At 44.9% G+C, this 12,625-nt stretch carries 12 protein-coding genes; all 12 read right to left on the reverse strand.

All coding sequences use genetic code 11. The features are described from left to right. Positions 1-15: 15 nt before the first annotated feature. The gene (gene sigE, locus IEW05_RS13520) at positions 16-738 is read right to left on the reverse strand and encodes an RNA polymerase sporulation sigma factor SigE (RefSeq protein ID WP_188539544.1); all 723 of its coding nucleotides are present in this window, start codon (positions 736-738) and stop codon (positions 16-18) included. An 18-nt stretch (positions 739-756) separates the two neighbouring features. Further along, the gene (gene spoIIGA, locus IEW05_RS13525; RefSeq protein WP_188539546.1) at positions 757-1,773 is read right to left on the reverse strand and encodes a sigma-E processing peptidase SpoIIGA; all 1,017 of its coding nucleotides are present in this window, start codon (positions 1,771-1,773) and stop codon (positions 757-759) included. A gap of 215 nt (positions 1,774-1,988) precedes the next feature. After that, positions 1,989-3,104 carry a cell division protein FtsZ gene (gene ftsZ, locus IEW05_RS13530; RefSeq protein WP_188539548.1) on the reverse strand — a complete coding sequence of 372 codons (1,116 nt, stop codon included), beginning with the start codon at positions 3,102-3,104 and terminating at the stop codon, positions 1,989-1,991. 55 nt (positions 3,105-3,159) lie between these two features. Further along, positions 3,160-4,410 (reverse strand): cell division protein FtsA, encoded by a 1,251-nt coding sequence (gene ftsA / locus IEW05_RS13535; RefSeq protein ID WP_188539551.1) that lies wholly within the window; start codon positions 4,408-4,410, stop codon positions 3,160-3,162. A 243-nt stretch (positions 4,411-4,653) separates the two neighbouring features. Continuing rightward, positions 4,654-5,433 (reverse strand): cell division protein FtsQ/DivIB, encoded by a 780-nt coding sequence (locus tag IEW05_RS13540; RefSeq protein ID WP_188539553.1) that lies wholly within the window; start codon positions 5,431-5,433, stop codon positions 4,654-4,656. 76 nt (positions 5,434-5,509) lie between these two features. Further along, positions 5,510-6,790 (reverse strand): UDP-N-acetylglucosamine 1-carboxyvinyltransferase, encoded by a 1,281-nt coding sequence (gene murA, locus IEW05_RS13545; protein WP_188539555.1) that lies wholly within the window; start codon positions 6,788-6,790, stop codon positions 5,510-5,512. Positions 6,791-6,806: 16 nt separating this feature from the next. Beyond that, positions 6,807-7,712: a UDP-N-acetylmuramate dehydrogenase gene (gene murB / locus IEW05_RS13550; RefSeq protein ID WP_188539557.1), complete on the reverse strand. Its 906-nt coding sequence runs from the start codon at positions 7,710-7,712 to the stop codon at positions 6,807-6,809. Beyond that, complete coding sequence (locus tag IEW05_RS25615) at positions 7,654-7,869, reverse strand: hypothetical protein (protein WP_194434120.1); 216 nt, start codon at positions 7,867-7,869, stop codon at positions 7,654-7,656. Before IEW05_RS25615 ends, murB begins: the two co-directional genes overlap by 59 nt. 81 nt (positions 7,870-7,950) lie before the next feature. Next, positions 7,951-9,057: an undecaprenyldiphospho-muramoylpentapeptide beta-N-acetylglucosaminyltransferase gene (murG, locus tag IEW05_RS13555; protein ID WP_188539559.1), complete on the reverse strand. Its 1,107-nt coding sequence runs from the start codon at positions 9,055-9,057 to the stop codon at positions 7,951-7,953. 5 nt (positions 9,058-9,062) lie between these two features. Continuing rightward, the gene (gene spoVE, locus IEW05_RS13560; protein ID WP_188539561.1) at positions 9,063-10,160 is read right to left on the reverse strand and encodes a stage V sporulation protein E; all 1,098 of its coding nucleotides are present in this window, start codon (positions 10,158-10,160) and stop codon (positions 9,063-9,065) included. Between the two features lie 50 nt (positions 10,161-10,210). After that, positions 10,211-11,635: a UDP-N-acetylmuramoyl-L-alanine--D-glutamate ligase gene (gene murD / locus IEW05_RS13565; RefSeq protein ID WP_188539563.1), complete on the reverse strand. Its 1,425-nt coding sequence runs from the start codon at positions 11,633-11,635 to the stop codon at positions 10,211-10,213. 2 nt (positions 11,636-11,637) lie between these two features. After that, on the reverse strand, positions 11,638-12,603 hold the full coding sequence (gene mraY / locus IEW05_RS13570; protein WP_188539565.1) for a phospho-N-acetylmuramoyl-pentapeptide-transferase: 966 nt from the start codon (positions 12,601-12,603) through the stop codon (positions 11,638-11,640). Positions 12,604-12,625 lie beyond the last annotated feature (22 nt).

Here is a 12,625-nt window from a genome sequence, read left to right on the forward strand (position 1 = left end):
ACAATGCGATTCCACTTAGACCATCTTATTAAATTCCTTACGGAGCCGTTTTATAATTCGCTTCTCAAGACGTGAAATGTAAGATTGGGAGATGCCGAGAAGATCAGCTACATCTTTTTGGGTCTTTTCATCTCCATCTACAAGCCCGAATCGCAGCTCCATAATCATCCGTTCTCGTTCGCTAAGCTTATCGAGCGCTTTATGCAGAAGTTTGCGATCAACTTGTTCTTCAATATTACGGTAGATCGTATCATTCTCCGTTCCGAGTACATCTGATAGGAGCAATTCATTACCGTCCCAATCAATATTTAGCGGCTCATCAAATGAGACCTCTGTACGAATCTTACTGTTGCGCCGCAAGTACATTAAGATTTCATTTTCAATACAACGAGAGGCATAGGTAGCAAGTTTGATCTTTTTCTCCGGGTCAAACGTGTTTACTGCTTTGATGAGTCCTATTGCTCCGATCGACACCAAATCCTCGATATTAATCCCTGTATTCTCAAATTTTCTTGCAATATAAACAACAAGACGCAGGTTGCGTTCAATCAACATCGCCCGGATGGCAGAGTCTCCCGAAGGCAGTCGTAATAAAAGAAATTCCTCTTCTTCACGTGTCAATGGAGGAGGAAGTGCCTCACTTCCACCGATATAATATATTTCTTCGCTTTTTAATCCGAATAGAAATAACAACCGGTAGTACTGCAGCTGGAGCATCAGTTTCCACTTTACATACATCTTCTCTTTCCTCCCATTTTACGATCCCGCTTCATAGATGAAATCGGAACCCTGCTTTACTTCAGGAGCAACATGTAAGCTCACAGTTGCATCAGGTGGTTTCGTCCCACCTTCTCCCCCTTCGATCAACACCGGATGAATAATCGCCCGATATGTACCTTCTGTTGACAATGAACCCCCGTCTAATCCGACAAGTAACTTAGTGGAGCTGATAACCCTTCCTTCTAATACTACCTTTGCCTCATCCGGCTTCAATGCGATCATAAACTGCGTACCTTTGTTAATTCCCCGATAGGGTACCAACCGCAGTCGATCTCGCCACAGAAATGAATCTTCCTCCATCCATTTCATAATGAGGTTGTCCGCATGCTCCGCACCCAGTTTACCCTTCCATGAATCTGGAAGGAACTCCTGCCAGAGTGATGCTTCCATCACCATCACCGGCAAACGACTTAGTGGATCTGTAAGCTGGTTACCTGTATCGATTAGTCCAAGACAACTTACCTTGGTCTCACCGATTCGGACCTCAACTTCCGCCAAGAAAGAAGACACGCGTTCCAATCTGCGTCTTGAGCCAACGACGACCTTAAACCAAATCAAAACAACAAAAAATAAGATTAAAGTAAATAAAGAGCCTATTTTTAATGAAAATCCCAGTCCTCCAGATGCAGAATAGAAAATCCCACTCCAGACTTCCCCTGAGTTTTGCAACAAATAATGAACGCCTAGAATCCCGCCGGCTGCCGCAAAATTAACGATGTAAAATGCACCCATATTTCGCAAGTAGTTTTGCAGACTTCCAAAACCAAAAGCGATCCACAGCATGAGAACAGAGAATAGAAACTTAACCAGAAAGGTAAATAAGAAGGAAAGCTCAGGTAGGAACATCATCATGACATACAATGCACCAACTATCGCCGAGAGTGAGATTCTCCATATGATCACCCTCTGTTTCCTCATCCAGGCCGTTACCGCCAGCAGACTGGCATCGATAAGTAGATTCATTAAAAAAATCAAATCGATATAAACAATCAATTGATTTCACCTGCCTGCTCCCTATTAAGCTTCCTCTTTGCCGGACTATAAAATGGGTAAATGGCGGGGAGACTCTTATCAGTATAAAGACATCTATATGGGAAGTCTGTCTAAAATTGAATGAAGAACTACACTAATTTTGTCGAGGAAAGCAAAAAACCTCCATTCCACTATTTTGTGGAATGGAGGTTCTTCGGGAGAGAGTTCCCGCCCAATTACTCGTTATCGTTACGAGAACGGTTGCGCAGAAACGTTGGAATATCAAGCTGATCACCACTAGTTGGCTGGTTGCCAAAAGGTCTAAGTGTGGATGCCGATCTGTTATCCTGAGCATCAGAAACGCTAGACAACGGTTTACGACTAGGAACAGCCGAAGGCTTTTGTTCAAAGCCAGTCGCAATAACCGTAACTTTAATTTCTTCTTTCAAGCTATCATCAATAATTGCACCGAAGATCATATTCACTTCTGGATCGGATGCGGAAATTACAATCTCAGCTGCCTCATTCACTTCATAAAGTGATAAATTCGAGCCACCCGTAATGTTCATAATAACCCCTCGTGCACCTTCGATGGAAGTTTCAAGGAGTGGACTCATGATAGCTTTGCGTGCTGCTTCTGCTGCACGATTCTCACCTGAAGCCATACCAATTCCCATCAACGCAGAACCACGTTCAGTCATAATGGTTTTGACGTCTGCAAAGTCAAGGTTGATGAGACCCGGTACAGCAATCAGATCAGAAATACCTTGAACTGCTTGACGCAACACATTGTCCGCTTCACGGAATGCTTCTAACATTGGAGTCTTCTTATCCACAATCTCTAAGAGTCGATCATTTGGAATAACGATCAGCGTGTCGACTTTCTCTTTCAAACCTTCAATTCCAAGCTCCGCTTGAGAAGAACGTTTACGTCCTTCAAATGTAAATGGTCTCGTAACGACACCCACAGTGAGTGCTCCGCACTCACGCGCGATCTCAGCAATAACTGGAGCCGCACCAGTACCTGTGCCGCCTCCCATACCTGCTGTAACGAATACCATATCAGCACCTTTAAGCGTGCTAGCAATTAAATCACGAGATTCCTCAGCTGCCTTCTTACCTACATCAGGGTTAGCACCCGCACCGAGTCCACGTGTTAATTTATCCCCAATTTGTAATTTATGCTCTGACTTAGCCAAATGAAGAGCTTGGGCATCCGTGTTCACCGTAATGAACTCAACGCCCTGCACTCCGTTCTCGATCATTCGGTTTACGGCGTTACTTCCTCCGCCACCCACACCAATCACTTTTATTTGAGCCAAGCTTTCCATTTCGAAATCAAATTCCAACATACGCTTCCATCTCCCCCTCATTATGCATGGATGGCTCGTCCATCATCTTGAACCATTATATGAATTCACTAAAAATATTCTTGAGACGTTCCATAATACCGCCTGACTTTCTGACAGTCTCAGTCGTGCCAGAGGATTTACTTCTATTTGCTGTTTTCTTCGGACTCGCATTACGAATACGAATATTCTTAATTATTTTGTACAGTATTCCGACACCTCCGGTAAATCCCGGGTCACGAACACCGATATAATCAGGTACAGCTACCCTTACTGAAGCATTCAACTCCTGCTGGGCAATCTTTAGCAATCCCGGCATGGAGACAGTGCCACCAGTAAGTATATAACCACCAGGCAATTCATTGTAACCAAGTCTCTTCACTTCTTGAGAGATTAGCTGAAAGATTTCTTGAACCCGAGGTTCAGCAATTGCAGCAAGATCCTCCTGTGTGAATTCCTTGTCCACATTACTTCCGATTCTCGTCACTTTAAATGTAACGTCCGCAGCCGCATCTTCTATGGAAGCACAGCCATACTTCAACTTAACCTTTTCTGCTTGCTCAGTTAAAGTACGGAGACCATAAGCAATGTCATTCGTTATAAATTCTCCCCCTATCGGAAGCGTAGATGTCGCTACAATTGTGCCGCTTTCAAACACTGCGATCGTTATGGATCCTGCGCCAATGTCCACCAGCGCTGATCCCATTGTTTTCTCATCCTTAGATAAAGCAAGCTGACCCGCTCCCAGTGAAAGAAGAACTAGATCAGATACTTTAAGCCCAGATTTCTCCACACAGCGAAGTAAGTTATGTATCGCTGTTTTTGCTCCTGTAATAATGGTAGCTTCTACTTCCAGACGTACACCAATCATTCCTCGAGGGTCTTTAATCCCCTCAAGTCCATCAACTACATATTGCTTGGCTACGATATCGATAATTTCTCGTTCTGGTGGTAGCGCAATCACCTCAGCTGCTTTTAAGACACGATCGATATCATCTTCCCCGATCTCGCGGTCTTCATTCTGAACGGCTACAACCCCGTGGCTCGTTTGGAGTCCAATATGATTTCCTGAAATGCCGACATATACTTCCGATATTTGAATACCAACCATTCGCTCTGCATGATCCACAGCACTACGGATCGATTGAACAGTTTGGTCAATATCTACAATCGCACCTTTGCGAATACCTTCCGAGTCGGCAGATCCAACCCCAATAATATTAAAGGTTCCATTATTAATTTCCCCAATAATAGCACGAACTTTGGATGTACCGATGTCCAAACTAACAATGATGTCATTGTTGCTCAAGCCCCTGGCACCTCCTATTTCTCAATAGAAATATAATCTTAAAGTAAAATGTACTCTCTACTTATTCAACGTAGTTTAACCTTTCCCTCTTTTTTCTACAAATTTTTTACCTTCCAACATTTACAATAGAATAGGAGAGGGATTGCTAGATTTCGTTGTCTCACCTATTTACTATACGCAAAAATCAAAAGAAAAAAGAGAGAGAAAAGAAACTGCCCATAAATGGTATTTTACCATTGTTTTTCACTCATGAGTAGTATCATTTTGTCCTTCGTTATCTTCACCTGAGTCGTCACCTGAGAGACTAAACGGCACATAAGAATCAGCATCTAACATTTTAAGAGTACCTGGATCCTGAGCTTCCAGAATCATATTCATATATTCCGCTTTACTTGGAAGCAATGAAACCGCTGAGATCACCACAAAACGCGACCTCGTATACATTTTGATCCGATCTGGGTAAGACAGTGTTGGAGAAGGTGTGATCTCCGAGATTTCCGAAGTCAATTGATCTGGAATTTGCGCAAGTGCACTACACAGCTTGGCCAACATAGGATCATTTTCTTTCCACCCGGTCAAAATAGGTTTATCTATCGGTCTCGTACCGTCTCCCAAAACAATCTTCGTTCCATTTCCTAATAGCCCTTTAAGCTGTCCATCTGAATTGAGTTCGTAAGCGGCAAGAGGATACTCATGAACCGAAATTTCAATTAATCCCGGAAAAGACTTGTCCACTTCGACCTTCTCTATGGAAGGTACCTCCATTAACTTACTCTCAATCGTATCTGAGCTAACTCCAAAGAATGCTGCGCCAACTTGTAGTCCACTAATTTGGAGTAATTCAGCATTTGATGTATACGTATTACCTTGAAAACTAATTTTAGAAATCTTGCTTAGAGAAGAACGAAAAAAAAGCACACACAACAAAGAGAGAAATAATAGGATTAGAATCCCTATTATTTTCTTACTACTTTTCTTTTTGGGCTTAACCTCTTTCAAGATAGGGACATTTGCTTTTGGCATACCATTTCTCCGATATCTACTAGATATGTGACAAAGCCTTTATCCCCTCACAGGGAGGGGATGATTCAGGCATTGATCAGGCTAAATCCAATTGCTTCAATACAGGGGCTTCCCGATGCATAACGCCACCTAAACATTGGAACATCAATTCAATCCGGTCATAGCCGCGGTCGATATGATGAACCTGCTCAACAATCGTTCTTCCCTGTGCGGCTAACCCAGCAATAACAAGTGCAGCCCCTGCTCTCAGATCTGTCGCCTCCACCGTAGCACCATATAGCCTTGGCACACCACGAATGAAAGCTGAGTTTAAATCTACAGAAATGTCAGCACCCATACGAACTAATTCGTCCACATGTTTGAATCTGCCCTCGAATACCGTCTCTTTCATCAGACTAAATCCATCAGCCAATGATAGCAATACCATGACTTGAGATTGTAAATCGGTAGGAAAAGAAGGATAAGGTGAGGTTACGATGACCTCTACCGCTTTCGGTCGTCCAACACTACTTACGGTTATTATATCATTACATGCCCTGATTTGAACACCAACACGCCGTAGCACGTGAAGCAGTGAGACCAAATGCGATGGATTGCAATGGGATAACGTCACCGTTCCCCGGGTAGCTGCAGCAGCGATTAGCGCAGTTCCGGCTACAATCCGATCAGGAATGATTTCATATTCACAAGAATATAATCGTTTAACTCCCCGAATCTTAATCGTATCAGTACCACCACCCATAATACTGGCGCCCATTTTATTCAAGAAATTTTGCAAATCCTGAATTTCGGGTTCCCGTGCTGCATTGGTGATTACCGTGGTTCCCTCAGCAAGTGCCGCCGCCATCATAATATTCTCTGTGGCCCCTACACTTGGATAATCCAAATGGATATCGCTACCTGTCAATTTACTAGCTCTACACCAAATTTGATCATTATTCTCTTCAATACTTGCTCCGAGCGCCTGCAGCCCCCTCAGGTGCAGATCAATCTTTCGTTCTCCAATTGCACAACCACCCGGTTGGTAGATGCACACCTCACCGAATTTGGCCAATAAAGGTCCCATTAGAAAGATGGAAGATCTCATTTGCTTCATCAAATCTTCCGGCACATGATAGGAATCGGTGGAGCTCGCATCGATCATCACCGTATCGCCTTTGTGTGACGCTTTGCAGCCTAAGCGGCCCAGTATGCCCAACATTACATCAATATCGAGCAGTCGAGGAACATTTCTGAGCATCACATTGCCTTCGGACAGCAGGCTGGCTGCTAGAATCGGCAGTGCGGCATTTTTCGCTCCATGGATACGAATGGATCCTGATAGGGGTCTCCCACCTTCAATCACCAATTTGTCCAATGTATCACCTCCGAGTTTACCGTTCACCCACGAAGAAGACCTCCGGCACCAATGCAATTCCAAACTTCGATGCAATGATGTCCTTGATTTGCTCCATGAGCGTAAGAACGTCCTCTGCTGTCGCTTGCCCAGTATTCACAATGAAATTAGCATGTAACGTGGAGACCTCAGCTCCGCCTACTTTAAGACCTTTAAGCCCCGCAGCTTCGATCAGCCTCGCAGCATGTTCGCCCGATGGATTACGGAAGACACTGCCTGCGCACGGTTGCTTTAGCGGCTGTGTCTTACGCCGGCGGTCTTTGTAAGCCGCCATAGCAGCTCCGATCTCCAAGCGATCACCCTTGGTGAGTGAGAAGTAAGCTTTTGTTACAATACCGCGCTTTTCGTGCAGAATAGAGTGCCGATATGCAAACTCCATGTCCCCCGCAGTATAAGTTGCCAATTCACCGTTCTCCAGAACAATTTCAGCGGATTTGAATATACGTGACACATCAGACCCATGTGCGCCGGCGTTCATATATACGGCACCGCCAACAGAACCAGGAATTCCTCCGGCAAACTCAAGACCGGTCAATCCCTCTTTTCCCGCCATAATGCTGACTCTGACAAATGAAGCACCACCACCGGCTTTGACCTCGTTATCTGAGAATGAGATTTGTTCCAATTCCCCACTCAGCTTAATCACAGCGCCGCGGATTCCTTTATCAGATACAAGCATATTTGAACCTTTTCCGATGATCATCCAAGGAATTTGCTCTTCATAGAGCCGAGTAATAAGACCCGCAAGTTGACGACTGTTCTCTGGAACGATCAAGGCGTCAGCGGGTCCTCCTATTTTCCAAGTTGTATACTTTGACATCGGTTCATTTGGGATGACGGTTCCGACATCGAGCTCTGAAATTTTCGATATCCATTGCTGCATCGTAATATTCCTCCTTGACTAACGTACCGGAAATATCTTCTTGGCGTAGCGCCGTCATAAGTCCAGCGTACCTAGAATTCTCACCAGGCGCCCGGGTCCACGAAAGACGATGGAAAGAATCAGATTCAGCTCCTTCATCCTTCGCATGGATTGTCACGATTTATAGAGTATCTTATGCCTTCCTAGCGAAGAGTGTGACAATCGCCCAGACCGCGACCCTACGTTAACAAATTTGAATTCATTGCTGCGTTAGTCTAGTCATCTCTTCAACAATTAAATGGGCTGATTCTGGTTTACCTAACTGTTGTGAGGCAGCTGACATCGAGGTGTGTAGTGACGGATTCTTCATGATTCGTTCGATGGATGCAAAGAGCAATTCCCCCGTTAATGAGGGTTCTAATATGACTTCTGCCGCACCCGACTTCTCCAATGTTCTCGCATTTTTCTCCTGATGGTTGTTCGTCACATTCGGTGACGGAATCAGAATCGAGGGAATTCCCAACGATGTTATTTCTGCTAAAAAAGAAGCGCCCGCACGATTTACGATAAGTGAGGTGCATGCAAGTACCTCTGGCATGTTATGCACGTAAGGCAACACCTGTAAATTCGAGGGTAGCTGTCCTATCTCAGAGACGATGGCATCTAACGTAGGTTTATAATAGTTATCTCCTGTGACATAAACAAACCGGATATGATCTAGTGATTTCACATATGGGGCCATAGCAATCATCGCTTCATTAATCGCCTTTGCTCCACGGCTACCGCCAACTACAAGCACAACAGAGCTTCCTACCTGCAAGTCAAGAGAAGCATAACCTTTATTCTTATCGGCCTGATGAACCGTTGTTGCACGTGGATTTCCGGTATAAATAATATTTTTTGCTCCAGAAAAAGACGATTCCGTACCCTCAAAGCTTACGGCTACCGTAGAAACATATTTACTTAAGAAACGATTGGTCAAACCTGGAACCGCATTCTGCTCGTGGATAATACTCGGAATACCGAGTTTAGAAGCCGCATAAACTACCGGTCCACACACATATCCACCTGTACCAATTACAACGTCAGGTTTGAATTGACGCAGAAGTTTTTTGGAGGTAGACACACCTTTGAGAAAACGCACTATCGTTTTAATATTATCTATTGACAACTTCCTACGGAACCCGGAAATGTCGATCGCTTCAAATGGAATATTCTCCTTAGGAACTAGAGAACTTTCCAGTCCTTTTTGCCCGCCGATATACAAAAACTCAGCATCGGGATATTCAGCAGCACATTGACTGGCGACAGCAAGAGCAGGATAGATGTGTCCTCCCGTTCCACCACCGCTTAGTACGACGCGCATAATTCTCACCTCGCATAACGTGATAAATTTAGTAGAATGCCAAATGCTGTTAGCATTAGCGTTAATGAGGAGCCACCATAACTAATTAGCGGCAATGTAATTCCTGTGACAGGCATAAGGCCAATAACTACGCCGATATTGATCACCACTTGCACTCCTACCATACCGACAATACCCACGGCAAGTAGACTTCCAAAGGTATCATCTATCGTCATCGCGACTCTCATACCACGCCACACTAAGATCAGAAATAATACAAGAACAAGTAATCCGCCGATAAAACCAAGTTCCTCAGCTAGAATGGAAAATATAAAGTCCGTCTGGGGCTCCGGTACATAACTGAATTTTTGACGACTCATTCCAAGTCCCAGCCCAGCCAGACCGCCTGGCCCGATAGCATATAAAGACTGAATAATCTGATATCCTGCACCTAACGGGTCTGACCAGGGGTCAAGAAAAGCCGTGATTCGTTGAAGCCGATATGGCGCGGCAAGAATCAAACCTACAAACCCCATAGCCCCTACTGCTGCCAGTCCTGCCAGATGCTTAATCCGCGCCCCTGCAGTAAAGACGATCAGCATAGATGCGCCCAGCATGACAGTCCCTGTGCCTAAATCAGGTTGGAGCATAATCAAGCCAAATGCTAAACCAATTAAGCCTAACGGGGGCAGCAGTCCTTTGGCGAATGCGGTAATTCTATAATCCTCTTTACCGAGCCAGTACGATAGAAACAGAATCATACCTAACTTCATGAATTCGGAAGGCTGAATACCAAATGAACTGATACCAAGCCAGCTTCTTGCACCGCCACGGACAACACCAACGCCCGGAATAAGAACAACGATTAATAACCCGAAACATAGCAATAAGGTAACCTTTGCATATTTCTTCAACACACGATAATCCAAATTCATCGTAAAGAACATAGCAACCAAACCAAGCGTTGCGAATAGAAGCTGACGCTTCACAAAATAGAAGGAATCGCCATAATCGTGAAAAGCGAGTACTGAACCCGCGCTATAGACCATTACAATTCCAATGGCCAGCAGTCCTAGAATGCTGGCCAACAACCAAAAATCAGGTGCCGTACGGCTCTTTCCCATCGTGGAAGCCACCTCTTAACCAGGAAGTAGGGGCTTATCCACCCCCCTACTTAAAGGGTATGCACCACCTCTTTAAAAATGCGTCCACGCTCTTCATAGGAAGCAAACATATCCCAACTAGCACAAGCTGGAGAGAGTAACACTACATCCCCAGGTTCAGCTAAACTAGCAGCCTCTATAATTGCAGCACGCAAAACTTCAGTAGCGCTATCTCCAGTATCGACAAGCCTAATGTCGGTTAATCCGGCTAGAGCGGCGATATGTCCGATTTTCTCTTTTGTCTGTCCAATGGCAACAACCGCTTTGACTTTATCTTTAAACACAGGTAACAATTCCATATAATCTGAGCCACGATCAAGCCCACCTGCTATCAGTACGATTGGCGCAGATATAGCACCCAAAGCCATCGTTGTCGCCTTAGAATTAGTCGCTTTGGAATTGTTATAGTAGGTTACACCCTGCTTAACCTCAACGAATTCCAGACGATGTTCTACCCCACGGAAACTACGAAGTGGCTCTCTCAGAACCTCTGGGTCTGCTCCTGCGGCCAAAGACACTGCAATAGCTGCTAGAGCATTCTCCACGTTAAAGCGACCAGGAAGCGCGATTTCATCCACCTGGATGATGGTATGTAGCTGACCCGATGCATCTCGATAAAGTATACTACGTTGCAAGCCGTCCTCTACATTGGGAACAAAAGAAGGATGAATATATACTCCCTCTGACTGTAGTTCCTCCGTCATTGAGAATGGAATCAATCTACCCTTAATATAAGGAACCAACTCTCTACATACAGGGTCGTCCCAATTAATAACTGCGATGTCACTTTCACTTTGACCTGCGAACAGCTTGGATTTTGAAGCGATATAATCATCCATCGTCCCGTGATAATCAAGATGCGTCTCTGCAACATTGAGCAAACAACCGATCTTTGGGGTAAACTCCTGAGTTCCTTTTAATTGAAAACTACTTAGCTCTACGACCATCCAATTACGCGGTTCCGCATCCTTGCAAGCTTCACACAGTGGTGTGCCGATATTCCCCGCTACAATGGGATTTAGCCCAGCGGCCTCAAGAATATTGCCGATCCATGTCGTTGTTGTGGTCTTACCATTCGATCCAGTAACACCGATGATCGGAGCTTGACACAAATGATAAGCAACCTCGACTTCTGTCACCACATCGATTCCGAGCTCGATTGCTCTGACTACAGGAGGCGCTGTATACGGGATACCTGGATTCTTAACTACCAGTTTCACCTCAGAATGAATGAGCCCCTCTGGATGACCTCCGCAAATCACAGAAATTCCCAAAGCCTCTAATTGAGATGCTTCGGGACATTCCTGCCTATTCTTTCTATCATTAACTGTAACGATCGCCCCATGCTCATAAAGGGTTTTGGCGACTTGAACGCCGCTCTTTGCAAGACCGAGGACAACCACTTGTTGTCCTCGGTATTCTTCTGGATGATTCATCACTACAACCCCTTGTTCAAGTAAAGTCCGATAACCGCTAGTACGAGACCAACGGTCCAAAAAGTAACAACAACTCGCCATTCCGACCATCCTGACAACTCGAAGTGATGGTGAATAGGACTCATTTTAAATATACGCTTACCTCTTGTCTTAAAGGAAACCACCTGCAGCACAACGGACAACATCTCGATAACAAAGATACCGCCGATGATAAGAAACAGCAATTCACTCTTCGTTATTATAGCAATCGCCGAAATGGCACCACCGATCCCGAGTGAGCCCGTATCGCCCATGAACACCTTTGCTGGATGGGCATTAAAGACGAGGAATCCGAGTACAGCCCCAATCATCGCAGCAGCGCAGACCGCCGCTGGAATAGAGGTAGCCTGCATCGCAATCACCGCATATGCGCCAAAAGCAATCGCACTAACTCCGGATAACAATCCATCCAAGCCGTCAGTGAAATTAACCGCATTGGTCACAGCTAACATCATAATCACAATAAAAGGATAATAGAACCAACCGCCCCAATCAAAAGATATCCCGGTTCCCGGGATGCCGATTGCGGTACTATGTCCTTCAGAAATCAGCAGTGCACATATGATACCGGCGAAAAGAAGCTGTCCGAACAATTTCTGTTTGGGCGTTAGTCCCAAGGAACGTTTAAATATGATTTTGATATAATCATCCAAAAATCCAACAAGACCGAAGCCGAGTGTAGCTACCAGCAGAACATAAAAATCTGTATTTACAACTGAAAACTTCAGGAATGCAAGTGTAAACGCCAGTATGATGACAACTCCGCCCATTGTAGGCGTTCCAGCCTTCTTAAGATGCGACTGTGGTCCCTCGCCGCGAATTTGCTGTCCAAACTTCATTCTTCGCAACAACGGAATAAGCAGTGGAGCCGAAATAACCGCCAAAATAAATGATACGCCGATCGTTAATAGTATTAGTCCAAAATCCATGGGATCCCCCCCTCTCGCCGGT

This window comes from Paenibacillus segetis (assembly GCF_014639155.1).
In the GTDB taxonomy this organism is placed as follows: domain Bacteria; phylum Bacillota; class Bacilli; order Paenibacillales; family Paenibacillaceae; genus Fontibacillus; species Fontibacillus segetis.